General features: G+C 71.0%; 19 protein-coding genes. 15 read left to right on the plus strand and 4 right to left on the minus strand.

Annotated features, from left to right (window positions below):
- Positions 1 to 25: 25 nt before the first annotated feature.
- The 13 genes from IE180_RS09180 to IE180_RS09240 all read left to right on the plus strand — a co-directional run bounded on the left by IE180_RS09180 (position 26) and on the right by IE180_RS09240 (position 16,439).
- Positions 26 to 1,384: an NAD-dependent succinate-semialdehyde dehydrogenase gene (locus IE180_RS09180; RefSeq protein ID WP_190156277.1), complete on the plus strand. Its 1,359-nt coding sequence runs from the start codon at positions 26 to 28 to the stop codon at positions 1,382 to 1,384.
- 29 nt (positions 1,385 to 1,413) lie between these two features.
- A complete protein-coding gene (locus IE180_RS09185) occupies positions 1,414 to 2,529 on the plus strand; it encodes a Zn-dependent alcohol dehydrogenase (RefSeq protein WP_190156278.1) in 1,116 nt (371 codons plus the stop codon).
- A 122-nt stretch (positions 2,530 to 2,651) separates the two neighbouring features.
- Positions 2,652 to 3,803 carry an aspartate aminotransferase family protein gene (locus IE180_RS09190; protein WP_229860383.1) on the plus strand — a complete coding sequence of 384 codons (1,152 nt, stop codon included), beginning with the start codon at positions 2,652 to 2,654 and terminating at the stop codon, positions 3,801 to 3,803.
- 99 nt (positions 3,804 to 3,902) lie between these two features.
- Positions 3,903 to 5,459, plus strand: a complete 1,557-nt coding sequence (locus IE180_RS09195; RefSeq protein WP_190156280.1) for a long-chain-fatty-acid--CoA ligase — start codon at positions 3,903 to 3,905, stop codon at positions 5,457 to 5,459.
- A 42-nt stretch (positions 5,460 to 5,501) separates the two neighbouring features.
- Positions 5,502 to 7,181: a class I adenylate-forming enzyme family protein gene (locus tag IE180_RS09200; RefSeq protein WP_229860384.1), complete on the plus strand. Its 1,680-nt coding sequence runs from the start codon at positions 5,502 to 5,504 to the stop codon at positions 7,179 to 7,181.
- Positions 7,182 to 7,184: 3 nt separating this feature from the next.
- Positions 7,185 to 7,967 (plus strand): SDR family oxidoreductase, encoded by a 783-nt coding sequence (locus IE180_RS09205; RefSeq protein WP_190156281.1) that lies wholly within the window; start codon positions 7,185 to 7,187, stop codon positions 7,965 to 7,967.
- A 27-nt stretch (positions 7,968 to 7,994) separates the two neighbouring features.
- Positions 7,995 to 9,233, plus strand: coding sequence for an acyl-CoA dehydrogenase family protein (locus tag IE180_RS09210; protein ID WP_190156282.1), 1,239 nt, complete (start codon positions 7,995 to 7,997; stop codon positions 9,231 to 9,233).
- Complete coding sequence (locus IE180_RS09215; RefSeq protein ID WP_229860385.1) at positions 9,233 to 10,333, plus strand: phosphotransferase family protein; 1,101 nt, start codon at positions 9,233 to 9,235, stop codon at positions 10,331 to 10,333. The genes IE180_RS09210 and IE180_RS09215 overlap by 1 nt, the downstream gene beginning before the upstream one ends.
- 194 nt (positions 10,334 to 10,527) lie before the next feature.
- Entirely contained in the window at positions 10,528 to 10,731 is a 204-nt protein-coding gene (locus IE180_RS09220; protein ID WP_190156284.1) for a hypothetical protein, read from the plus strand.
- Entirely contained in the window at positions 10,728 to 12,371 is a 1,644-nt protein-coding gene (locus tag IE180_RS09225) for a sodium:solute symporter family transporter (protein ID WP_229860386.1), read from the plus strand. The genes IE180_RS09220 and IE180_RS09225 overlap by 4 nt, the downstream gene beginning before the upstream one ends.
- Positions 12,372 to 12,632: 261 nt before the next feature.
- On the plus strand, positions 12,633 to 13,499 hold the full coding sequence (locus tag IE180_RS09230) for a phytanoyl-CoA dioxygenase family protein (protein ID WP_190156286.1): 867 nt from the start codon (positions 12,633 to 12,635) through the stop codon (positions 13,497 to 13,499).
- Between the two features lie 72 nt (positions 13,500 to 13,571).
- The gene (locus IE180_RS09235; protein WP_444545781.1) at positions 13,572 to 15,761 is read left to right on the plus strand and encodes an ATP-binding SpoIIE family protein phosphatase; all 2,190 of its coding nucleotides are present in this window, start codon (positions 13,572 to 13,574) and stop codon (positions 15,759 to 15,761) included.
- A gap of 51 nt (positions 15,762 to 15,812) precedes the next feature.
- Entirely contained in the window at positions 15,813 to 16,439 is a 627-nt protein-coding gene (locus tag IE180_RS09240) for a TetR/AcrR family transcriptional regulator (RefSeq protein ID WP_190156288.1), read from the plus strand.
- 70 nt (positions 16,440 to 16,509) lie between these two features.
- Here the strand turns inward: IE180_RS09240 and IE180_RS09245 are convergent, their stop codons facing one another.
- Positions 16,510 to 19,725, minus strand: a complete 3,216-nt coding sequence (locus IE180_RS09245) for a bifunctional cytochrome P450/NADPH--P450 reductase (protein ID WP_190156289.1) — start codon at positions 19,723 to 19,725, stop codon at positions 16,510 to 16,512.
- A 250-nt stretch (positions 19,726 to 19,975) separates the two neighbouring features.
- Between IE180_RS09245 and IE180_RS09250 the strand changes: the two genes are divergently transcribed.
- The gene (locus tag IE180_RS09250) at positions 19,976 to 21,037 is read left to right on the plus strand and encodes a zinc-binding dehydrogenase (RefSeq protein ID WP_190156290.1); all 1,062 of its coding nucleotides are present in this window, start codon (positions 19,976 to 19,978) and stop codon (positions 21,035 to 21,037) included.
- Here IE180_RS09250 and IE180_RS09255 read toward each other — a convergent pair.
- From IE180_RS09255 to IE180_RS09265, 3 genes are all read right to left on the minus strand, one after another.
- A complete protein-coding gene (locus IE180_RS09255) occupies positions 21,027 to 21,797 on the minus strand; it encodes a hypothetical protein (protein WP_190156291.1) in 771 nt (256 codons plus the stop codon). The genes IE180_RS09250 and IE180_RS09255 overlap by 11 nt on opposite strands.
- 190 nt (positions 21,798 to 21,987) lie before the next feature.
- The gene (locus IE180_RS09260; RefSeq protein ID WP_190156292.1) at positions 21,988 to 22,266 is read right to left on the minus strand and encodes a GlsB/YeaQ/YmgE family stress response membrane protein; all 279 of its coding nucleotides are present in this window, start codon (positions 22,264 to 22,266) and stop codon (positions 21,988 to 21,990) included.
- A 437-nt stretch (positions 22,267 to 22,703) separates the two neighbouring features.
- Positions 22,704 to 23,669 (minus strand): pirin family protein, encoded by a 966-nt coding sequence (locus IE180_RS09265; RefSeq protein ID WP_190156293.1) that lies wholly within the window; start codon positions 23,667 to 23,669, stop codon positions 22,704 to 22,706.
- Between the two features lie 104 nt (positions 23,670 to 23,773).
- Here IE180_RS09265 and IE180_RS09270 point away from each other — a divergent pair, with 104 nt between their 5' ends.
- Positions 23,774 to 24,118: a tetratricopeptide repeat protein gene (locus IE180_RS09270; RefSeq protein ID WP_190156294.1), complete on the plus strand. Its 345-nt coding sequence runs from the start codon at positions 23,774 to 23,776 to the stop codon at positions 24,116 to 24,118.
- Positions 24,119 to 24,148 lie beyond the last annotated feature (30 nt).

Genomic DNA, 24,148 nt, shown 5'->3' on the forward strand with positions numbered 1-24,148 from the left:
CCCCGAGAACGAAGAAGGAGTCAGCATGGCGAAGAGGCACGTGTACGCGGTGGTGGACCCCGCCAGCGGCAAGCTGGTCAAGGAGTACCCCACCGCGACGGACGAGGCCGTCGAGGGGGCGGTCGACGCGGCGGCGGAGTCCTACGCGCAGTGGTCGGGGCAGACCTCCGTGGAACAGCGCGCCCAGCTGCTGAACACCGTCGCCGCCCTCCACGACGAGCGCAGCGCGCAGCTCGCCGAGATCATCCACCGGGAGATGGGCAAGCCGGTGGACGAGGCCGTCGCGGAGGTCGAGTTCAGCGCCTCGATCTACCGGTACTACGCCGAGAACGCGGAGAAGTTCCTCACCGACGAGCCGATCGAGCTCCTCGAGGGGGAGGGCACCGCTTTCGTCCGTCGCCAGCCGGTCGGCGTGCTGCTGGGGATCATGCCCTGGAACTACCCGTACTACCAGGTGGCCCGGTTCGCCGCGCCCAACCTCGCGCTGGGCAACACCATCGTGCTCAAGCACGCGTCGCAGTGTCCGGAGTCGTCCGAGGCGCTCCAGCAGCTGTTCACGGACGCGGGCTTCCCCCAGGGCTGCTACGTCAACGTCCACGCCACCGGCGAGCAGATCGGCCGCGTCATTGCGGACCCCAGGGTGCAGGGCGTCTCCTTCACCGGTTCGGAGCGGGCCGGCGCGGAGGTAGCCGAGAAGGCCGGGCGCAACCTCAAGAAGGTGGTGCTCGAACTGGGCGGCTCCGACCCCTTCATCGTGCTGTCGACCCAGGACCTCGACGCCACGGTCCAGGCGGCGGTCGAGACCCGGTTCGAGAACGCCGGGCAGGCGTGCAACGCCGGGAAGCGCTTCATCGTCGCCGACGACGTCTACGACGCCTTCCTCGACAGGTTCACCGAGAAGGTGCTCGCCCTGACCGACGGGCTGGCGCCGCTCTCCTCGGTCGCCGCCGCCGAGTACGTCGAGGAACAGGTCGAGCGAGCCGTCGCTGACGGGGCGACCTTCGTCTCCGCTCGACAGCGCGAAGGGGCGTACTTCCCGCCCGGCGTCCTGACGGGCGTCTCGCCGACGTCGCCGTCGGCCGCCGAGGAGCTCTTCGGCCCCGTCGCGACCGTCTACCGCGTCGGATCCGAGGACGAGGCCGTCGAGCTGGCGAACGAGACCCCGTACGGGCTGGGCTCCTACGTGTTCACGACGGACGCCGAGCAGGCGCTGCGCGTCGCCGACAGGATCGACGCCGGCATGGTCTTCGTCAACGGCGTCGGCCTCGAAGGCGCGGAACTGCCCTTCGGCGGGGTCAAGCGGTCCGGTTTCGGCCGCGAACTGGGCCGGGGCGGAATCGACGAGTTCGCCAACAAGAAGCTCATCCGCACCGCTCGGACCTGATCGCCACAGCGCACAGAAGGGAACCCGTCATGACCGTCGAATTCGACGCCGCCGTCTTCAGGACGCCGAACGAACCGCTGACCATCGAAAGAGTGACCCTCCCCTCGACGCCTCCGCCCGGCGAGGTGCTCGTGCGGCTCAAAGCGAGCGGGGTGTGTCACAGCGACCTCCACGTGCTCGTGGGCGAATGGGAGGTGCCTTCGCCGATGGTCCTCGGCCATGAAGGGGCCGGGATCGTCGAGAGCGTCGGCGAAGGCGTCACGACACTGAAGAAGGGCGACCACGTCGTGCTGTCGTGGACGCCTTCGTGCCGCCGCTGCCGCTATTGCATCAGCGGCAGGCCCGTCCTGTGCGACATGGTCAGCCGGCACTCGGCGAACCACCTGTCGTTCGACGGCCGGACCCGGATCACGTCCGCGGACGAGGGCGACGTCTACAGCTTCGCCGGCCTCGGAACGTTCGGCCAGTACACCCTCGTGCCCGAATCAGCCGCGATCGCCATCCGGGACGACGCCCCGTTCGAACAGTCGGCCCTGGTCGGATGCGCCGTCACGACCGGCGTCGGCGCGGCCGTCAACACCGCCAAGGTGCGTCCGAGCGACACCGTGCTGGTCCTCGGCTGCGGCGGCGTCGGGCTGAACGCGATCCAGGGTGCCCGGCTCGCCGGCGCCCGGAAGATCATCGCCGCGGACATCTCCGACGAGAAGCTCGAGCAGGCACGCGTCTTCGGCGCGACCGACCTGATCAACAACGCCCGCGAGGACTTCGCCGACAGGGTGCGCCGGCTCACCGACGGACGCGGCGTGGAGATCGCCATCGAGGCCATCGGGCTGCCCCGCACCATCGAGTCGGCCTACGAGGTCCTGGCCCGAGGCGGCACGGCGGTGGTCGCCGGGCAGGTGGCGGACGGCGTGAGGATCTCCATCGACCCCTTCGTCATGTCCGATCAGGAGCTTTCGCTGATCGGCTCGAACTACGGCTCCAGCAAGCCGGATTCCGACTTCCCCATGCTGATCGACCACTACATGAACGACCGCATCGATCTCGACTCCCTCGTGACGCGCGTGATCGATCTGAAGGACGTCAACGAGGCGTTCGACCAGATGAAGCGCGGCATCGGCATCCGTTCGGTGATCACGTACTGAAAGGCGGGGGCAATCCCATGGCCCTGGAATCATCACGCTCGGCCTTCGAGCGAGCCCGCCGCAGCGTCGGCGGGGGTGTGGGGTCGGGCCTGCGCGCCGCGATGCCTCCCCATCCGCTCTTCGTGCAAGAAGCACGGGGCGCGCACGTCTGGGACCTGGACGGCGACCGGTACATCGACTACGTGATGGCCTGGGGCCCGCTCGTCCTCGGTCACGGTGACCCGCGGGTGGTTTCCGCGGTGTCCGAGGTCGCGAAGAAGATGCAGGTCGTCGGCACCGGCCACCGGCTCGAATACCTCGCGGCGGAAGCGGTCCTCGAGGCCGTGCCGCACGGTGAGCGACTGCTGTGGAGCAACACGGGGACCGAAGCGGTGCAGGTGGCGCTGCGCCTCGCGCGGGCCGCCACCGGGCGGCGCCGTGTCCTCAAGTTCGCCAAGAGCTACCACGGCTGGCACGACACCGTGTACGCCGGGATGTCCGAGGACGACTGCGGCCGCCCCGCGGCTCCCGGCGGGCCGGGGCAGTCGACCAGCGTCCTTGACGACCTGGTCGTGGCGCGCTTCAACGACGTCCAGCTGGCCGAACGCCTGCTGAGCGAGTCCGTCGAGCGCGACATCGCGGCCGTGCTCGTCGACCCGGTGATGAGCAACGCCGGCGTCGAAGCACCCACACCGCAGTTCCTGTCCACGCTGCGGACCCTCTGCGACCGGCACGGCGTCGTCCTCGTCTTCGACGAGGTGATCGCCGGGTTCCGGATCGCACGGGGCGGGGCGGCCGAGAAGTACGGCGTGCTCCCCGACCTGTCCGTCTTCGGGAAGGCGATGGCCGGCGGTTTCACCCAGAGCGCCGTCGTCGGCCGGGCGGAGCTGGTCGATCAGGTGACGGCCGGCGTCGTCCATGCCGGAACCTTCAACGCCAACCCGATCGCACTGGCGGCCGTCGAGGCGACGATGCGCGTCCTGGCCGATCCCGCGGTCTACGAGCTGCTCGAACGGACCTCGTCCGAGTTCGAGGCCCTCGTCGGTGGCGTGCTCGGCTCGTCTCCCGACTTCGGCCGCTTCAACCGGGTCGGCTCGCTCCTCCAGTACGTCCCCGCCGGCGGGGCCACCGGGCTCCACGGAACCGGCGGGATCTGGACCACGATCCTCGAAGGGATGCTGCGGCAGGGCTTCCTGTTCATGCCGTCCGGCAAGGTCTTCCTCAGCACGGCGCACACCACCGCCGACATCGAGGCGACGGCCGAGGCCCTCGACCGGCTCCTGCGGAAGCTGTGACGTCCGCACCGAGCCACGTATAACGCCCCACCCACCCCGGGCCAGGCCGCATGTCCCGTTCCCCGCGGCCTGGCCCGGTCCACCACCCCGGAAGACACCATGCTGAACCTCTCGGTCCTGCTCGAGGACTCCGCCCGCACGCACCCGAACCGGGACGCGGTGGTCCTCGGCCCGACGCGCCTCACCTACGCCCAGGTCGACGCCGCCGCGAACCGGATCGCCAACCTGCTGGTCGACCGCGGCATCTGGCCCGGCGACAAGGTCGCGCTCAGTTGTCCGAACCTGCCCTGGTTCCCGATCGTCTACTACGGGATCCTCAAGGCCGGCGCCGTCGTCGTGCCCCTCAACATCCTGCTCAAGGGCCGGGAGGTCGCCTACCACCTCGCCGACTCGGAGGCGAAGGCGTACTTCTGCTTCGAGGGCGACGCGGGTCTGCCGATGGGCGCGGAGGGACACGCCGGGTTCACCGAGGCCCCGGGCTGCGAGCACTTCTTCCTCATCACCGCCGACCCCTCGGCGGAAAGCCCGATCGAGGGCGTCGAGACCATGGGCGCCGCGCTGCGGGGCACGGCGACGACGTTCGACAGCATCGGGACCTCGGGGGACGACCCGGCCGTGCTCCTCTACACGAGCGGTACGACGGGACAGGCGAAGGGCGCCGAACTCACCCACGCCAACCTGGTCCTCAACGCCCTCGCGTGCAACCGGCTGTTGGAGAACCGGCTGGCCCTGGACACCCATCTGGTCGTGCTGCCGCTGTTCCACTCCTTCGGCGCGACCGTGCAGATGAACGCCGGCTTCTCGACGGCGAGCACCCTGGTGCTGCTGCCACGGTTCGACGCCCGGCAGGCGGTGTCCCTGATGCAGCGGGAGGAGATCACCTTCTTCGCGGGCGTCCCCACCATGTGGTGGGGACTGTTGCAGGCGCTCACCGACGACGTCGACGTCGAAAGGATCGCGAGGAACCTGCGCGCCGGTGTCTCCGGCGGTGCCTCGCTCCCCGCGGAGCTCATCAGACAGGTCGGGGAGCGGCTGGGCGTCCAGGTCCTGGAGGGCTACGGCCTCTCCGAGACCTCACCGGCGGTGACCTTCAGCGATCCGGCGCGGGAGCCCCGGCCCGGGTCGATCGGCGTGCCGATCTGGGGCGTCGAGGTCAAGCTCGTCAAGCCGGACTGGTCGGAGGTCGAGGACGACGGCACGGGCGGCGCCGTCGGGGAGATCGCGGTCAGGGGCCACAACGTGATGAAGGGCTACCACGGCCGCCCCGAGGACACCGCCGACGCGGTCAGGGACGGCTGGTTCCGCACCGGCGACCTGGCCCGCAGGGACAAGGACGGCTTCTACTACATCGTCGACCGGGCGAAGGACCTGATCATCCGCGGCGGCTTCAACGTCTACCCGCGCGAGATCGAGGAGGTCCTGATGACGCACCCCGCGATCAGCCTGGCCGCGGTCGTCGGCGTGCCGCACGAGAGCCACGGCGAGGAGATCAAGGCGTTCGTCATCCTCGACCGCGGCGCCGAGGCCCGCCCCGACGAGCTGATCGCCTGGGGCAAGGAGCAGATGGCCGGCTACAAGTACCCGCGCATCGTGGAGATCGTCGAAACGCTGCCGATGACGTCCACCGGAAAGATCCTCAAGCGCGAACTCGCGTGACCGGCACGACAAGCGCATTCATACGGGTGGGAAGGACGGCAGATGACAGTGGACGAGGGTCGGCGGAGGGACGCGTTCCCCAGTGGGTCCGACGAGGGGTCGGCTGCGTCCCCCGACTCGCTCGTGGCCGCCTGGAAGGCGCGCGTGGCGAAGAATCCGGACGGCACGGCGCTCCGTTACTTCGACGGTGCCCTGTCCGCGCGGGAGGTGGACGCGGCGTCGGACGCCCTGGCCGCCGCGTTCGAGGCCCGCGGGACCGGACGGGGTGACCGCGTCGGCATCTACCTGCAGAACGTTCCGCAGTACGCGCTGGTGCTGCTGGCCCTGTGGAAGCTGGGGGCCACGGCACTGGGCCTCAACCCGATGTACCGGCGCCAGGAGTTGCGCCGGATCATCGACGACTCCGGGGCGGTCGGGGTCGTCTGCGCGGACGCGGACGTCCACGAGACGCTCGGCACGCTGGCGGGGAGCACGGTCCGATGGCTGGTCAGCACCTCGGCGCTGGACTACCAGACCCGCAACGATCCGCGGGTCTTCGCGACGACCGGGCGGCACGCCCCGGCGCCGGACGGCGACCTGGTGGCCCTGATCGGCGAGTTCGAGGGCCGCGGCCCCTCGCCCGTGGAGCCGACCCGCGACGACGTCGCGTTCCTGACGTACACGTCGGGAACGACGGGGCCGCCGAAGGGCGCCATGAACACCCACGGCAACGTCCTGAGCGTGGTGGCGACCTGCGCGTCGTGGATGGGGGTGGGCGACGGGGACGTCGTGCTCGCCGTGGCCCCGCTGTTCCACATCACCGGCGCGGTGGTCAACGCCACGATCTCCCTGCTCACCGACACCACGCTCGTCCTGGCGGGCCGGTTCCACCCCGAGGTCGCCCTGGAGGCCTTCGCCGAGCACGGGGTGACCTACACGATCGGCTCCATCACGGCGTACAACGCGATCTACGAGCTCCCGCAGGCCGGACCGGAGCACTTCGCGTCGGTGAAGGCCCTGTACTCCGGGGGCGCGCCGATCCCGCCGGCGACCGTCGAGCGGTTCCGGGAGCGGTTCGGCGTCTACCTCCACAACGGCTACGGGATGACGGAGACGACGTCCGCCGTCATCGCCGTGCCTCCGGGAAGCAGGGCCCCCGTCCACCTGCCGAGCGGAACGCTGTCCGTCGGCAAGCCGCTGCCGCACCTCACGGCACGCGTCGTGGACCTGCACGGCGCCCCGGTGCCCGGCGGGGAGCAGGGCGAACTCGAACTGAGCGGGCCGCAGGTGGTGCCCGGGTACTGGGGCAAGCCCGAGGCCACCCGCCACACGATGCCGGAGGGCCGGCTCCGTACCGGCGACGTCGCCGTCATCGACGAGGAGGGCTGGGTCTACCTGGTGGACCGGCTCAAGGACCAGATCAACGTGTCCGGGTACAAGGTCTGGCCGCGCGAGGTCGAGGACGCGCTGTACGAGCACCCGTCGGTCCTCGAGGCCGCGGTCGTCGGGCAGCCGGACGAGTACCGCGGAGAGACCGTCGTCGCCTACGTCTCGCTCAAGGCGGGTCTGAACGCGACGGCGGAGGAGCTGATCGCCTTCTCCCGCGACCGGCTGGCCGCCTACAAGTGTCCCCGCACGATCCACTTCATCGCCGACCTGCCCAAGACCCAGAGCGGCAAGATCCGGCGCGCCGAGCTCCGCGGCGTCGACGGCACCGGGCCGGCGACGCCCCCGAAGGACTGATCCATGAACGAGAACCACACCGACCGGGGCCGTTTCTCGGGCCGCACCGCCATCGTGACCGGAGCGAGCCGGGGCATCGGCCTCGCCGTCGCCGAACGGCTCGTCGCCGAAGGGGCGCGCGTGTGCCTGACCGCGCGCAAGGCCGGGCCGCTCGAAGAGGCCGCCGCAGCTCTCCCCCGGGGCAGCGTCATCACCGTCGCCGGCAGGGCGGACGACCCCGAGCACCGCCGCGAGGTCTTCGACACCGTCGCACGCGAGTTCGGCGGACTGGACGTCCTCGTGAACAACGCGGGCATCAACCCGGCGTACGGCCCCGTCGTCGGCCTGGACCTCGACGTCGCCCGCAAGGTCCTCGAGGTCAACGTCCTCGCCACCCTCGCCTGGGTGCAGGACGCGGTGGCCCACCCGAAGCTCGGTTTCACCGACCGCCGCGGCACCGTCGTGAACCTCTCCTCGGTGACCGGCGACACCCCCGCGCCCGGCATCGGCCTGTACGGCGTGAGCAAGGCGGCGGTGTCCCACCTGACCAGGACCCTGGCCGTCGAGCTCGGCCCGGAGGTCCGCGTCAACGCCGTCGCACCGGCGGTGGTGAAAACCCGGTTCGCCGAAGCCCTGTACGAGGGCAAGGAGGCCGAGGTGGCCGCGGAGTACCCCCTGGGACGCCTCGGCGTCCCGTCGGACATCGCCTCCGCCGTGGCCTACCTGGCCTCGGAGGACTCCTCCTGGGTCACCGGTCACATCCTCACCGTCGACGGTGGCCTCACGGTCGCCGGCGGCACCGCGTAAACCGCGCTCACCCGACAAAGGACAGCCATGACTTTCCCTCATCTTCCGCCCGAGGTCGCGGAGCTGCGCGACCGCACCCGCCGGTTCGTCCGCGAGGTCGTCGTCGACGCTGAACCCGCGCCGGGCGGACGTCTCGACCGGGCCACCCGTGACCGGCTGCAGGCGGCGGCGAAGGAGGCCGGCGTCTTCGCGCCGCTCGTGCCGAAGGAGTACGGCGGGCAGGGCCTGCCCATCGCGCACTGGTCGCCGGTCCTGCAGGAGGCCGGCTACTCGCCGATCGGCCCCAGCGCGCTCAACTGCATGGCCCCCGACGAGGGGAACATGCACATGCTCAACCTCATCGCCACCGAGGAGCAGAAGAAGCACTACCTCGCGCCTCTGGCCGCAGGAGAGATCCGGTCCTGCTTCGGCATGACCGAGCCCCACCCCGGAGCCGGATCCGACCCGGCGGCGCTGCGGACCACGGCCGTGCGCACCGACGGCGGCTGGATCGTCGACGGCCACAAGCGGTTCACCAGCGGCGCGGTCGGCGCCGGGTTCTGCATCGTGATGGCACGGACCCCGGCGCTGGACGGCTCCCCGGAAGGGGCCACCATGTTCCTCGTCGACATGACGAACCCCGGCATCCGGGTCGGCGAGGCGATCCACACCGTCGACCGCTCCATCGACGGCGGCCACCCGCACCTGTACCTCGAGAACTGCTTCGTCCCCGACGAGGCCGTGCTCGGCGAGGTGGGCCTCGGCTTCCGCTACGCCCAGGTACGGCTCGGACCGGCCCGTCTCACGCACTGCATGCGGTGGCTGGGCCTTGCACGCCGGGCCCAGGACATCGCGCTGGACCGGGCCGGGAAGAGGGAGCTGTTCGGCGGCCCGATCGACTCCCTCGGCCTGGCCCAGCACCTGATCGCCGAGTCGGTCATCGACATCGAGACGTCCGACGCGATCATCACCAGGACCGCGGCGCTGCTTCAGGCCGACCCCAAGGCGGGTTCGGCGATGTCGTCGATCGCGAAGGTCCACTGCTCGGAGGCCATCTTCCGGGTGGTCGACCGCGCCATCCAGATCTGCGGCGGGGACGGGGTCTCCGACGGGCTCCCGCTGGCGCAGTACCTCAACGAGGTCCGCCCGTTCCGCATCTACGACGGCTCCAACGAGACCCACCGGTGGGCCATCGCCCGTCGGGCCTCGGCCGGCCGCAGCGCCGAGGTCCGCGCCGGTGAGCCGTACCGGGGCGACGCCGTCGTCGGCCGGGACGGGGACGCGTGATGCACAGCGTTCCCGACGGCGTGGAGGTCGTCGCGAGCGGGGAGGAGGCCCGCCGCCTCGACAGCCCTCCGCTCCTGGTCCTCGACGCGGTCACCGGCTTCCTCGACGCCCACGGCATCGGCAGCGGACCGCTCGCGTGGCAGCGCATCGGCGACGGCCACTCCAACATCACCTACCTGATCGAGCGCGGCGGCGAGTCCCTCGTCCTGCGCCGCGGCCCGCGGCCGCCGCTCCCGAAGTCGACGCACGACATGGTGCGCGAGGCCCGCATCCAGAAGATCCTCGGCGGGCAGGGGGTGCCGGTGCCGGAGATCCTCGCGGTGTGCGAGGACGAGTCGCTCCTGGGGGTGCCGTTCTACCTCATGGGCCGGCTCGACGGAACGGTCGTCACCGACACCGTCCCGCCCCACCTCTCCCCCGCCGCACAGCGCCGGGCCACCAGCGAGGCCGTCGTCGACACCCTCGTCACCCTGCACGCCATCGACGTGACCGAAGGAGAACTCGCCTCCCTGGGCCGCCCCGAGGGATACCTCGGTCGCCAGGTCGACCGGTTCCGTGGCCTGTGGGAGGTCAACACCACCCGCAGCCTGCCCGCGGTGGAGCGCATCGCGGACTGGCTCGCCCGCAACCTGCCGGCGAGCCAGGCGGCCTCGGTGGTGCACGGCGACTACCGCACGGGCAACCTCATGTTCGCCCCCCAGGCGCCGGCCAGGGTCCTCGCGATCCTGGACTGGGAGATGGCCACCCTCGGCGACCCGCTGGCGGACCTGGGGTACCTCACCGCCACCTGGTCCGAGGCCGGCAACCCCGCCACCCCGCTCGAACTCACCCGGGTGACCCGGTCGCCCGGCTACCTCACCCAGCGCCAGCTGGCAGAGCGCTACCAGCACCGCACGGGCCTCGACCTGACCCCGCTGCCCTGGTACCAGACCCTCGCCCTGTGGAAGGCGGCGATCTTCTGCGAGGCCATCCACACCCGCTGGCGGCGTGGCGAGCGCCCGAACGACACGGTCTTCGGACCGTCGCTCGAAACGGGTGTCCCCCGGCTCCTGGAGCGGGCCGGGCAGTACGCCAGCCTGACGGCGCCCATCCGCCGCTGACACCCGACGCGCCCGCGTACGGGTGTCCTCACCGACCTCGCCGCAGCCGGGCCCTCCTGCTCGCCCCCGCGCGGTGGCAAGCACACCTGACCTTCTCGTCTCCGTCCTCCTTCTCCTCAGAGAGAGGTAACGTGCCCTCCGCCCCCTCCCGACCTTCGCCCCGCGACACACGGGTCCTGGCCACCGTCAACGCTGTGCCGCTCGCCGTCGGCGTGCTGCTCTCCTGCTCCACGTCCCTCGGAGAGATCTCCGTGTACGGACGTCTCACCCTCGCCGTGGGATGGGCGCTCACGCAGCTCGTCGTCCTCATCGGCGCGACCTGGTGGTACGAGAGCCGGGCCGCGTCCTCCGGTGAGCCGGCGTCGACCTCTGCCTCGTCGGCCGGGGGCGCGTGGTGACGACGCACCTCCTGAGCGTCGGCTCGCCCGATCTCATCGGCACCGCCGCGAGGGGCGCGGTCATCAGCGCCTTCCTCGTCTTCGTCGGCCTCTGTCTCCTGTGGGTCTTCACGCTCGCCACGCAGGACGACGACCCGGAACGCCTCTACGTCGCCGGCCGGTCCCTCCCGCCCGTCTTCAACGGCGTCGCCATGGCGGGAGAACAGATCACGGTCGTCCTTCTGGTCTCGCTGCCGGGAGCGATCGCCCTCTTCGGCTACGACGGCGTCTCGACCGCCGTCGACAGCGCCCTCGCCCTCGGCGTCTTCCTGCTCCTCGCCTCCAGGATCCGCGCGACCCGCCGCTACACCCTGGGCGAGCTGTTCTCCCTGCGTGCCGAGGGGCCGGGAACACGGATCGCCGGTGCGGTGGTGACCCTGTGCATCGCCGTGCCCCTGCTCATGGTCCAACTGCGTGCCGGCGGCATCACGGCCGCTCTTCTGATCGGCATGCCGAGCGAGCGGGCCCAGGTGGTGTGCACGGTGCTGATGGGGTTCCTGATCACGTGTTTCGCAGGAGTGGCCGATCTGCGCGGCACCAGTTTCATCCAGGCCGTCAAGGTGCCCGTGGCCCTGGCGACGCTCGCCGCGGTGTCCCTGCTGGCGCTCCGCCTGTTCGACTGGAGTCCTGGATCCCTCCTGTCGGCCGCCGTGGACAAGAGCATGTCGCCGGACGGGTACCTCGGTCCCGGCCTGTGGACGCACACCGCCGGCCTCGGGACGCTCGGCACGCTCAGTGACCACATCGTCGTCATCCTGGGCACCGCGATGATGCCCCACCTGCTCCTGCGCGTCAGCGCCAGCCGGGACGTGCCCGCCGCCCGGCGCTCGCTGAGCGTCGCCGTGGGGCTGACCGGCGTCTTCTACCTGCTCCTGATCACGACCGGCTTCGCCGCGGCCGCGGTGGTGGGCGGCGGACGGATCGGGGCGGTCAACACGAGGGGACAGGGGGCCCCGATCCTCCTGGCCTCGGAGCTCCTCCCCCAGCACTCCACCGGCCGGGTCGTGCTCATCACCCTCGTGGCCTGTGTCGCCTTCCTCGCCGTCCTCACGGCCGTGGCGAGCGTGACCTTCGCCGCCGCCGTCTCCGTGACCCGCGACCTGATCGGGCGGAGGGGCCGTGCCAGGATCGGGATCGGGGAGCCGGCGGTCCTGCGGCTGTCCGTCGTCGCGCTCTGCGCCGTGAGCCTCCTCCTCACCACCGCCGTACACCGCTACCCCATCGAGTTCCTCCTCGCCTTCTCGCTGAGCCTCGCGGCCTCCTGCGTGTTCCCCGCGCTCGTCTACTCCTTCCTCTGGACCGGCTTCGACCGCCGGGGGCTGCTGTGGCTCGTCTACGGGGGGCTGTCCCTGTGCGCCCTCCTGACCCTCGCCTCACCCTCCGTGTCCGGAACGAAATACGCGCTGCTGCCGGAGCAGGACTTCAACCTGTTCCCGCTCCACACCCCCGGGCTGGTCTCCGTCCCGGCCGCCTTCCTCCTCGGATGGCTCGGGAGCGCACGTCCCTGGGAGCGGACCACACGCCACCGGCACACGGCGTCGGGACCGACTCCTGACCGTGACGCCCCCGGGCGCGCATCGACTCCGACGGGAGCGTCGTGAGCGGATGGCTCCGCCGTGCCCGCGACGGGCCTGTGCATCGTGCACCGGGCCCGGGTGAAGCAGGTGCCCGCCGTCGTTCTCGCCCGCGGCCCCGGCTGGCGACAGTGGGACGACCACCACATGAACACCGCGGAAACGCCATGACCGTCGAACCCACCCGACCGTCGCGAGGACGACGCGTGCGAGACCCGAGAAGACGGAACGCCCGCGGCTGATCGAGCGGTCGATCAGCCGTGATCCAGATCGAGGAAGAGGACGCACATGACGACACAGAAGAAGGCCCAGGCCCTGACGTCCGTGGCGAACGACACGTCGGCGGAAGAGATCCTCAAGATCGTGACCCGCGACGGCGGCGTCGTCATCGAGAGCTTCCTGACGCAGGAGCAGATCGCCCGTTTCAACGCCGAGATCGAGTCGCCGCTGCAGGCACTCGCCCCAGGGTCCACCCACGAGAACGAGATCGTGGCCGCGTTCCACGGCAGCAACACCAAGCGCCTCACGAACCTGGTGACGCACAGCGCCACGTTCCGCAGCGAGGTCATCGACCACCCCCTGGTCCACGAGATCAGCGACCTGGTCTTCCTCCAGGAGTCGGGCACGTACTGGATGACCACCGCACAGGTCATCGAGATCGGCCCCGGCAACCAGGCGCAGATGCTCCACCGCGACCTGGAGAACTGGTACCCGTTCATCGGCATGGGGCCCGCGGGACCCGAAGTGACCATCAACTTCCTGGTCGCCCTGACCGACTTCACGGAGGAGAACGGCGCCACCCGCGTCATCCCCGGGAGCAACCACTGGAGCGACTTCGAGGACCGGGGGACTCCCGAGCAGACGATTCCCGCGGTCATGAACGCCGGAGACGTCCTGCTGATCAACGGCAAGGTCGCGCACGGCGGCGGGGCGAACCGGACCGGCGACGAGTACCGGCGGGGTCTCGCCTTCACGTTCAACGCGGGCTTCCTCACCGGCGAGGAGGCGTACCCCTTCCTCGTCGACAGGGAACTCGCCAAGACGCTCTCGCCGCGCGTCCAGCGCATGCTCGGCTTCCGCTCCCAGTACCCCACGGGCTCTCCCGGCCTGTGGCAGGTCGACTACGCCGACCTGGGCGACTACCTCGGTCTCTGAGAGCCGGACCGATCAGAGGCTGCCACAGTTGTCCGAGGAGCGCACGCCATGGCTTTCCCGTACATTCGCACTATGGGAACCGATGTCGATGCGTTCCTTGGTCAGCTGGCCCGTCACCTCAGACCCGAGGTGAACAAGCTGGCCACCCTGCTCCTCCAGCGCCTGAACGGCGAACTCCCCGAGCTGTGGGAGGACCCGGACATCGCGGCCCTGACCCTGGAGGAGACCGCCCAGCACGTCACCGCTCTTCTGGATCTCCTGGAAACCGACCCCGGTGCGAGCGCGCCGGAAGCTCCTCCGGTCGCCTTGGAGATCGCCCGCCTCTACGCCCGCCGGGGAATCCCGGTGAGCCGGCTCCTCCGTGCCTACCGGCTCGGCCATCTCAGCCTGCTCGAACAGATCCAGGCCGAAGCTCCCCGCCTCACCGGCGACTGGCACATGATCCACCTGGCCTCGATGAGGCTGGTCACGATCGGCTTCGCCTACGTGGACCGGTCCTCGGAAGAGGTCGTCGCCGCCTACCAGGAGGAGCGCGACCACCTGCTGCAGCGTCGGCTCGCCCTCACCAACAGGGCGAGCAAGCGGATCGGGACCACGCTCGACGTCACCCGGACCGCGGAGGAGCTGACGGAGGTCTGCACCGAGGACTTCGCCGACCTCGTCACCGTCGACCTCTTCGACGCCGTCCTCGACGAAACGGGTACGGGTTCGCCAGAGTCTCCGACACAGCGCCGGGTCGCCCAGCGCTCCGTCCTCGACGGCTGTCCGGAGTCCCTGCTCCACACCGGTGAGACCCACTCCTACCCCGACGGCTCGGAACCGCTGCGCGCACTGGCCGTCGGACGACCCGTCCTGCACCGCACCGCGCGGGCCGGGACGCCCACGTGGATGGCGCCGTCGGAGTCCCACGGTCGAGTGCTGCGCGACCTCGGCCTCCACTCGGTTCTCCTCGTGCCCCTGCACGCCCGCGGAGACACCCTCGGCCTGGTGCAGTTCGCGCGCCATCGCACCGCGGCCCCCTTCGACGACGACGACCTCCTGCTGGCGCGGGAGATCGTCTCGGGGGCAGCGGTGTCCATCGACAACGCCCGCCGGTACACCCATGAGCGTTCCACCGCGCTCACCCTCCAGCGGACCCTGCTGCCGCGGCACACGGTGAAACAGGCGGCCGTCGAAACGGCCTCTCGTTACCTGCCCGCCGGGTCCGGCGCGGGCGTGGGCGGCGACTGGTACGACGTGATCCCGCTGTCCGGGGCCCGCGTCGCGCTCGTCGTCGGCGACGTCGTCGGTCACGGCCTGCACGCCGCCGCCACCATGGGCCGGCTCCGCACAGCGGTCCGTGCCTTCGCCGACATCGATCTCATGCCCGACGAACTCCTCACCCATCTGGACGACGTGGTCATCCGGATGCAGCGCGAGGAGTCGCGAGACGGGGACGAGACCAGCGCCACCTGTCTGTACGCGATCTACGACCCCGTCTCCCGCCTGTGCTCCCTCGCCAGCGCCGGCCACCTCCCGCCGACCGTGGTGCCCCCCTCGACCCCCGGTGAGGCCGCCCGGACCACCGGTGTGGTCGAGTTGCCCGAGGTACCGATCGGTCCGCCTCTCGGTCTGGGCGGACTCCCCTTCGAGACGGCCGAGTTCGAACTGCGGGAGGGCAGCCTGCTGGTCCTGCACACCGATGGGCTGATCGCCGGCCGCAGGCGTGACGTGGACCTCGGGCTCGCCACGATGCACGATGTCCTCGCCTCGGTGCCGGAATCGCTGGAGGAGACCTGCGACCGGTTGCTGACCGCGCTGTTGCCCGGCCGTCCCGCCGACGACGTCGCTCTGCTCGTCGCCCGGACCCGCGCCCTCGACCCGGACCACGTCGCCACGATGGACCTCCCGTCCGATCCGGCAGCCGTGTCCGGCGCCCGCGGATTCGCGTCCGACGTCCTGACGGCCTGGGGGCTGGAGGAGCTGTCCTTCACCACGGAGCTGGTCGTCAGCGAACTGGTGACGAACGCGATCCGCTACGGCAAGAGCCCCGTTCAGCTGCGACTGGTCCTCCAGTCGACGCTCACCTGCGAGGTCTCCGACGCCAGCAGCACCGCACCGCATCTGCGCCGGGCCCGGATCTTCGACGAGGGCGGCCGCGGCCTGCTCCTGGTGGCCCAGCTCAGCGAACGCTGGGGCGCACGACACGGCCGTGAGGGAAAGGTCATCTGGGCCGAGCAGGCCCTCCCCGCGGGCAGCGGGGCGGCCGCCGAAGGAACGTGAGGCCTGGTCCGAACCGACTTGATCGATCGACCAAGTCGATACACTGGGCGTATGGCTCATGTTTCCGCGGCGGAGCGCCGCCCCCAGTTGATCAAGGCGGCCATCGACCTCATGACCCGGGAGGGCGTCGCCGCGGGAAGCACCCGTGCCATCGCCGCGGAGCTGGGTGTCGCACAGGCCACCGTCCACTACACCTTCGGGACGAAGGAGGACCTGTACCGCGCGGTCATGGACCAGATCACCGACGAGCTGGTCGCACAGGTGCAGCGGGCGGCGCCGGAGGACGCGGGCTTCGAGGAGACCTTCAGCGCCCTGGCGGGGGCCCTTTGGGGCACCGTGCGCGAGCCGTCGTCACACCACCAGCTGCTCAGCGAGCTGACCATGTTCGCCCTGCGCGTGCCCGGTCTCAGCGAGGCCCGGCAGAGCCACTACCGGCGGGTCATAGAGGTGACCGCGCAGGTGATCACGGAGACGGCGGAGAGGACGGGGCAGGAACTGGCCGAGTCCCCGGAGACGGTGGCCCGGTTCTTCCTCTCCGGCTTCGACGGACTCACCATGCAGGTCCTCCTGTGTCTGCCGGACGAGGCCACCGAGCGGACGGGGCTCAGGGCGCTCGTGGCCTCGACCGTGGCGCTGGCCAAGGGGGACCTCCACCTCCCGGACGTGTCGATGGCCTGACACGACGCGAAAACGCTCGTGGGCGCACCTTCCCGGGTGCGCCCACGAGCATGTCGCCCGCTCGCGAGGGTCAGCCGGCCCAGACGTCCTCGACGTAGCGCCCGGATCCGACGAGCGCGGCGAGCCAGGCCACGGCCCGCTCGTCGCTCGCGCCGGTCCGCTCGCGGTAGATCGCCATGAACGCATCCCGTACGGCGGGGGCCATGCGGCGGCCGTCGCCGCAGATGTAGACGCGGCCTCCGGCTTCCAGGACCGACCACACCTCCTCGCTCTCGCGGGCGATGCGCTCCTGGACGAAGCGGGCGCCGTTCTCGGGCGCGTGCATGAACGTGGGGCGCATGCTGACGGCGCCGGCCGCCTCCGCGGCCTCGAACTCCTCCCGGTGCAGGTGGTCCACGTCGGGGTGGTCGCAGCCGAAGTAGCAGAGCAGGGTGCCGGTCGAGCCGGTGTGGTGGCGGTCGAGGACCGCGCCGCGGAAGGGCGCGAGGCCGGTGCCCGCGCTGACCAGGATCACCGGTACGGAGGTGTCCTCGGGGAGGCGGAAGGACTCGCTGCACGGCAGGACCCGGGCCTGGATCACGTCACCCGCGTTCACGGTCTGCAGGAAGTGCGAGGCGATGCCCCGGAAGGTGCCCTCCCCCGACCGGTGGGGCGCGGCGAGCAGCGACACCATCAGGTCGGCCTCGCCGGGCCGGGCCGCGGCCGACGAGGAGATCGAGTAGTGCCGGGGACGCAGCACCGGAAGCAGCTCCAGGAAGCGTTCGAAGGGCAGCTCGCACGCGCGGTAGCGCTCCAGGAGGTCCAGGACGCTGAGCCCCGCCATGGTCACGTGCTCCCGGAAGGTCTCCGGATCGGCGGTGGCGAATGCGGTGAGCGGCTGCTTCTCGGGCGGGCAGGCGGTGTGCTCGGCGAGCAAGGCGACCTGTTCCCGGGTGGCCGCGTCCTGGAGCTCGACGAAGTCGGTGAGCAGGCGGCGCAGGGTCAGCGGCCGGTCGACGGGCAGGGCGCCCCGGCTCCGGCGGCGGGCGCGCAGCCGGACGGTGCGGTCCAGGTCGAGGCCGAAGCGGTCGGCGACGCGCTGGACGAGGTCCTCGGGGTTGCTCGGGAGGACGGCCAGGTGGTCGGCGGTGCGGTAGGTGACGCCCTCGGGCAGCCGGAGCCGCAGGAACCGCTTGGAGCGTCCCAGTTCGTGGTCGGTGTCGACGAGTTCGTACGCCTCGAGGACCTCCATCGGCTGGACGCCGTGGCGCTCGGCGAGACCGCCGAGGACCGACTCCGAGGTGTCCTCCAGCTCGTACAGCCCTTCCCCTTGCGCCTCCGGTGCCGGGCCGGCCGTTTCACCGGCGATCACCTCGCCGTACTCGTCCAGGAGCGCCTTCCGCAGGTCTTCCGTCCACTGGTCGACCACTCCGCCGAAGTCACCGGAAGCGTCGGCGCTTCCGCGTTCCAGGAGCGGGACGGCGCCGGCGGCGGCCAGACGCTCGTCGATCAGGGTGGGGATCCGCTGGTAGGTGGCCGCCCAGTTGCGGTCGCCGACGCCGAGGACGGCGTACCGCAGCCCGGTGAGCGAGCCGGGGGCGAGGTTCTCCAGCGAGGCGACGAACTCGGCGGCGTCGTCGGTCGGGCGACCGTTGTAGGAGGCGGCGACGATGACGACCGGCCCCTCGGAGCCGGCCAGCCTCTCCGTGTACTGGTTGAGGGAGGCGACGGTCGGGGCGAAGCCGTGCTCCTCGCCGTCCGTGGCGAGGTCGCGGGCGATGCCGGCGCAGGTGCCGAGGTTGGAGCCGTGCAGCAGCGTCAGCGCGGTGCCGCTGGCCCGGCGCGTCACGGCCGCGGTCCGGCCCGCGGCGGAGTCCGCCGCCGCCGCGGCGGGCAGACGCCGTTCGTCGTCGGTGCGGCGGGCGAGCCGCAGGCTGAATCCGTCGGGCTTGATGGTCAGCGTCGACTTGATCTTCAGCTGGTAGTCGGTGTGGTCGATCAGGCGGTAGCGGTGCACCAGCAGGCCGAGCAGCAGGGTGGCCTCGTGCAGCGCGAACTGGCGCCCGATGCAGGCCCGTTCGCCGTTGCCGAACGGCTTGAAGGCGTGGACCGAGCGGGCCGCCTCCCGCTCGGGGGTGAAGCGCTCGGGATCGAACAGCTCGACGTTCTCCCCCCAGGCCGCATCGCGGTGGAGGGCCGAGGTGATCACCATCAGCGACTCGCCCTTGCGCACGGGGTACTTGTCGCCGATGACGGTGTCCTCGATCGGCTCGACGGCGTACGCGGGCGCCGTCGGCCACAGCCGCAGGCTCTCGTTGAGCACCTGGCGGATGTAGGCGAGCTTGCCGATGTCACCGTACTGGGGGTCCGGGGAGTCGGTGTCGCCCCACAGGGCGTCCACCTCCGCCTGGGCCCGGGCGAGCACCTCGGGGTGCTTGGTCAGGTAGTACAGGGCGAAGGAGAGCGCGCTGCTGGTGGTCTCGTGGCCGGCGATCAGGAAGGTGATCACCTGGTGGCGGATGTTGACGTCGTCCAGCGGCTCGCCGGTGACGGGGTCCTTCGTGTGCAGCATCAGCCCCATCAGGTCGTCGGTGCCGGTGTCGCCGGAGGCGCGGCGCTCCCTGATCACGTCGTCGACGAGGTCCGTCATCAGGTCGACGTCCTCGCGGAACTGCTCGACCTTCTTCCTCTTGAACAGCTCGGAGCCCGGGATGGACTCGCCCTTCTCCTGGGCGAAGACGAGGGCCCGGGCCATCGCCTCGACGAACGGGTGCAGGTCGTCGCGGCGGAAGGACTCGAAGTCGTAGCCGAAGCCGCACAGGCCGATCGTGTCGAAGGTCAGCCGCGTCATCTCGTCGGGGACGTCCACCGACTGCACACCGGCCAGCCGGTCCCACTTGCCGATCAGCGAACGGGCGACCTCGAGCATCGGGGCGTGGTAGCTGCGCATCGCGCCGAGCGAGAACGCGGGCATCAGGATGTCGTGGGCCTTGCGCCAGTTCGGCTCGTGGTGGTACGCGGTGAACAGACCGTCCCCGGCCAGGGCCCGGACCTCGACCAGGTCGGCGTGGACGTGCTTGCGGAAGCGGGTCTCGTCCGACAGCTCGGTCACGAGGTCCAGACCGCCGATCATGACGGTGTCCCTCCCGAAGATGCGCAGCCGGTACACGGGTCCGAATTCCCTGAACTCCTTCAACAGGTAGGCCAGGCCGTCCGCGCCCGCGGGAATGTTGAACGCGTGGCCTACGAGGGGCAGCGGGGGGCGCTCGGGGATCGCCCGCGCCGCGCCTACGGACACCTGAGTCATGAGCGTGCCTTTCGTTGCACTCCAGCAGTCGCCGACCAACCTATATGCGACTTTGTCGAGTGAACATGTCGGACGACTGTATTTAATGACACAGTCGACCGAAGGAACTCGATGCACCTCACGAACGTCCGGCGGGAGCGGCTTGACAGACCACCTCGTCACTGGACACGGTTAATCGACATGGTCAGTCGACCATGTCGAGCGCATGAGTTGCGTGCGCGCTACTCACCGAGCACATCGAGGTTTCCCCGTGAACACCATGCTGGCCGGACGGCTGCGCCTGGACACCCGCACCTTCGCCGTCGAAGAGGTCCCGATCCCGGTCCCCGGACCGGGTGAGGTCCTCGTCGAAGTGCGGGCCGCCGGCGTCTGCCTGTCCGACATCCATCTGATCGACGGCAGCCTGAGCCCCTTCCACCCCGTGGACGCCGTCAAGGAATCCGGCGCCCTCACCCCTGGTCACGAGGTGGCCGGCATCGTCCACACCCTCGGCCCCGACGTGAAGGGCGACTGGACTCCCGGCCGGCGGGTCGTGCTCCAGGCCGGCCAGGCGTGCGGCGACTGCGCCGACTGCCTGCGCCGCATGCCCTGCCGCCGACCCCTGACCCGGGGAGTGGACTACGACGGGGGCTGGGCGCAGTATGCCCTCGCCCGGGAGGACACCCTGCTCCCCATCCCGGACCACCTGCCGTTCGACCAGGCCGCGATCATCCCCGATGCCGTCTCCACCCCGTACGCCGCGATCGTGGACACCGGCGCGGTCCGCCCCGCGCAGGCCGTCGGCATCTGGGGGGCGGGGGGCCTCGGCGCCCACGGCATCCGGCTCGCCCGCCTGGTCGGCGCCGCCCCCGTCATCGCCGTCGACCCGCTGCCCTCCGCCCGCGAGCGCGCCCTCCTCTTCGGAGCCGACCACGCGCTGGACCCCGCGGCCGGAGACTTCGCCGAGGCGGTGCGCGAGGCCACGGCGGGCCGGGGCATCGACGTCGCCTTCGACTTCGCCGGCGTCGGAGCGGCCCGCGCCCAGGCCGGCGCCGCGCTCGGCCCGAATGGCGTCCTGGTGCTCGCCGGCCTCACCCCGGAGCCGATCACCGTCGCCGACAGCATCGACTTCTGCTTCAACGTCCGGCAGATCCGCGGGCACTACGGCTCCGAGCCGGAGCACGTGGAACAGCTCGTCGGACTGGCCGCCGCCGGACGGATCGACCTCGGCCCCTCCGTCAGCGCCCACGTCCCGCTGGCCGAAGCCGCGGACGCCGTCGCCCGGCTGGAGAAGAAGATCGGAGACCCGATCCGCCTCGTGCTCACCCCCTGAGCAGCGGGGGCGGCGGCCGGCTCACCACGCACGGCGCGGACGATCCGGCCTCCGCCTCCACCGGCGTCCGAGGAGCCTCCGCCTCCACCACCGTCCGAAGACCGGCGGCACCCGCCGGGCACCCCGCCCCCCGTCCGGCGTCGCGACCGCGTCGGCCACGATCACGGCGCGGAGGACGAACGCCACGGTCGCGCCGGACGGTGGCGGCCGGCGCGACCGTCCGGCGCGCCTCCTGCGACATCACCATGGACACCGAGGGCCATCGGCCGAACCATCGTGCCCACGGGGCGAGTTCCCCTCCTGTCCGACCGCCCGCTCGGAGGCCTTGCCCGAGCTCGCCGACGCGGATCCCCGTGTCAGCGATGATTCCGGTCTGCCCGGCGGCGTCTGCGGGACCGGACCGCGGCCGGTCTCCCCCCTGCACCAGGTCCTCCTGGCCCTCGGCATCACACCCGGGATCGCCCGCCGAGGCGTCCCGCAGGCCCGGGTACCGTCCCTCCAGGCGGGTGACGGCCGATTCCACCTCGGCGGGCTCCACGCGAAAGCCCCGCACCTTGACCTGGGCGTCGTCGCGCCCGAGGAACTGGAGGGCCACCGGGGGAAGGAAGGCCTGCTCGACGTGCTCGCGGTCGAGGAGGCCCAGCAGCGCGGGCAGGTCGCGGCGTTCCGTGTGGCCGGCCAGGCACAGTGTTCCGCCCGAGCAGAGCGTGGAGAAGATTTCCTGGAAGGAGATGTCGAAGCTCAGCGGTGCGTACTGCACCTCCCGAAGACAGGTTCACCTGTCTGTTGAGCCCGGGGGCGGGCCAGGGAGAAGAGGTTGTGCCGCCATGGCGGGAGGCACAGCCGTTTCAGGGTTCGGTGAGGGGGGCTGCACAGGCCGACGGCTCCCGTCCCGTGGGCAACGGGAGAGGGAGCCGTTCGGGGGCTGTGGGGCGTGTGCCCCGGCTCGATCAGGCGTGGCGATGGGTGTGCCGGTTGCCGGTGATGAGGCGGTAGAGGGCGAGGAGGATGACGGAGCCGACGATGGCGGCGATCCAGGTGGATATCTCGAAGAAGCCGTCGACGGAGTCCACACCGAAGATGACCTTGCCGAGCCAGCCACCGAGCAGGCCGCCGGCGATGCCGATGAGCATGGTGATGATGATGCCGCCGGGGTCCTTGCCCGGCATCAGGGCCTTGGCGATGGCGCCGGCGATCAGGCCGATGAGGATCCACGCGATGATGCCCATGGTGCTTCTCCACTTCGTCGTATAAGGACCGTGTCAGCTCAACGTCTGCACCGATCTCGTCCGGACAAACGTCTTCTCCGGCACCGGAGCCGTGCGAGTCCGTGTACGAGGGGCACCCCCGGGACGTCATGAAGCCGATGCGCCTCTCCCCGGGTCGGTGCGGATCCCTCTGCCGTACCGCCGGCAATCGAGGCCGGCTTGCCGCCCCACCCTGCGCCGCATCACCATGCCGCCTGATGGCCTGCCAGCGAAGTCGGCGGAAGGTCCGCATCCGGCTGACCGGACCTGCCCGCACCCGAGCACACACCGAAAGGCACGCTTCTCGACCGCGCGACCGGGAAGGGGCGCGATGCGCCCCCTCCCGCCGTCACGACGGCAGCCACCGGCCGGGGCCGAGCACCCCTCGGCCCTTCATCGGCTCGACAGGAAAAACCAGCTCAGCGCACCCTTCCCCGCGCCTTCAGCTGCGTCGCCGGCACCTCCGGCGCGTCCAGGCGGTCGCCGTCGTAGCCCTTCACCTCGCCGAAGCGGGAGCCGGTCGTCCAGTCCTCCCGGGCCTGGCGGATCTCCTCGTCCGTGCGGCCCACGAAGTTCCACCACATCACGATCTCCTCCTCGAAGGGTTCCCCGCCGAGGAGCATCAGGCCCGCGTCGGAGTCGGCGCGGAGGGGGAGTTCCGTGCGGCCGCAGCCGAGGTAGAGCATGGAGCCGGGCAGGACGGGGACGCCGTCGACGTGGGCCTCGCCGGACATGCCGAGGACCGCGTACTCGAAGTCGGGTTCCAGGGGCAGGCCCGTCTCGGTGCCCGCCGCGAGGGCGAGGTCCGCGCCGACGATCGGGGTGTACGTGGTGCCCGGCGAGGCCGCTCCGTCGAGGGCGCCGAGGATCACCGTGGCGGTGAGGCCGGGCGCGGTGATCCGGGGCAGGTCGGCGTGGTGCTGGAAGTGCGGCTCCACGTGCCGGTGGGCGTCGGGGAGGGCGACCCAGAGCTGTGCGCCGTGGAGGAAGCGGGCGTGCGGCCGGGGGCTCTCCTCCGAGTGGGAGATCGCCCGGCCCGAGGTCATGAGGCCCAGTTCGCGCGGGCGGATGGTCTGCAGGCTGCCGGTGGAGTCGCGGTGGAGCACCTCGCCCTCGTGGAGCCAGCTGACGGTCTGCAGGCCCATGTGCGGGTGCGGCGGGACCTGCATGCCGGGCTCGTCGGCGATGTCGTCGGGGCCGTAGTGGTCGACGAAGACCCAGGCGCCGACCATGCGCCGCCCGAGGTTCGGGAGCAGCCTGCGGACCTCGGTCGACTCGCCGAGCCGGACGCGGCGGGGGCTGAGCAGCTCCCGTACCGGTTCGGCGACGACGAAGCCGCGACCGCCGCACACGGACAGAGTGGCCTGACGATCGAGATTGCTCATGGCACTCAACCCATTCTTGGTGGAATGTTCAACTAATCGGCGGTGTTGACGTGGTCGACCACCTCCCAGGGTGGCAGATCCGAAGCTCTGGAAAGGGAGCGCAAGTGAGCGACACGTACTACGAGTTCGGTACGGCCGGGGAGCGCTGGGAGCGGGCGCAGCTGTTCTTCGACGCGAAGGAGTACGGAACCGCCGTCCGCATCCTGCGCGGCCTCGTCGCCGAGCACCCGGAGCAGACGGCCCAGCGGCTCCTCCTCGCCCGGGCCTACTACCACTCCGCGCAGCTCTCCCGCGCCGAGACCGAGCTGCGCGCCGTTCTGGAGCGCGACCCGGTCGAGCACTACGCCCGTCTGATGCTCGGGCGCACCCTGGAGCGCCAGGGGCGCCCGGAGGAGGCCGCGCCGCACCTTCGGATGGCCGCCGCCATGACGGGCGAGACCCTGTCCTGACGCGCCGCTGATACCCCCACGCGGTATATT

The sequence above is a fragment of the Streptomyces litmocidini genome (assembly GCF_014649755.1).
In the GTDB taxonomy this organism is placed as follows: Bacteria; Actinomycetota; Actinomycetes; order Streptomycetales; family Streptomycetaceae; genus Streptomyces; species Streptomyces litmocidini.

What these genes read in the sequence shown, in the direction of transcription:
- IE180_RS09180 (WP_190156277.1), top strand. Translation starts at nt 26, where the DNA reads ATGGCGAAGAGGCACGTGTACGCGGTGGTGGACCCCGCCAGCGGCAAG.
- IE180_RS09185 (WP_190156278.1), top strand. Translation starts at nt 1,414, where the DNA reads ATGACCGTCGAATTCGACGCCGCCGTCTTCAGGACGCCGAACGAACCG.
- IE180_RS09195 (WP_190156280.1), top strand. Translation starts at nt 3,903, where the DNA reads ATGCTGAACCTCTCGGTCCTGCTCGAGGACTCCGCCCGCACGCACCCG.
- IE180_RS09200 (WP_229860384.1), top strand. Translation starts at nt 5,502, where the DNA reads ATGACAGTGGACGAGGGTCGGCGGAGGGACGCGTTCCCCAGTGGGTCC.
- IE180_RS09205 (WP_190156281.1), top strand. Translation starts at nt 7,185, where the DNA reads ATGAACGAGAACCACACCGACCGGGGCCGTTTCTCGGGCCGCACCGCC.
- IE180_RS09210 (WP_190156282.1), top strand. Translation starts at nt 7,995, where the DNA reads ATGACTTTCCCTCATCTTCCGCCCGAGGTCGCGGAGCTGCGCGACCGC.
- IE180_RS09215 (WP_229860385.1), top strand. Translation starts at nt 9,233, where the DNA reads ATGCACAGCGTTCCCGACGGCGTGGAGGTCGTCGCGAGCGGGGAGGAG.
- IE180_RS09230 (WP_190156286.1), top strand. Translation starts at nt 12,633, where the DNA reads ATGACGACACAGAAGAAGGCCCAGGCCCTGACGTCCGTGGCGAACGAC.
- IE180_RS09235 (WP_444545781.1), top strand. Translation starts at nt 13,572, where the DNA reads ATGGGAACCGATGTCGATGCGTTCCTTGGTCAGCTGGCCCGTCACCTC.
- IE180_RS09240 (WP_190156288.1), top strand. Translation starts at nt 15,813, where the DNA reads ATGGCTCATGTTTCCGCGGCGGAGCGCCGCCCCCAGTTGATCAAGGCG.
- IE180_RS09245 (WP_190156289.1), bottom strand. Translation starts at nt 19,725, where the DNA reads ATGACTCAGGTGTCCGTAGGCGCGGCGCGGGCGATCCCCGAGCGCCCC.
- IE180_RS09260 (WP_190156292.1), bottom strand. Translation starts at nt 22,266, where the DNA reads ATGGGCATCATCGCGTGGATCCTCATCGGCCTGATCGCCGGCGCCATC.
- IE180_RS09265 (WP_190156293.1), bottom strand. Translation starts at nt 23,669, where the DNA reads ATGAGCAATCTCGATCGTCAGGCCACTCTGTCCGTGTGCGGCGGTCGC.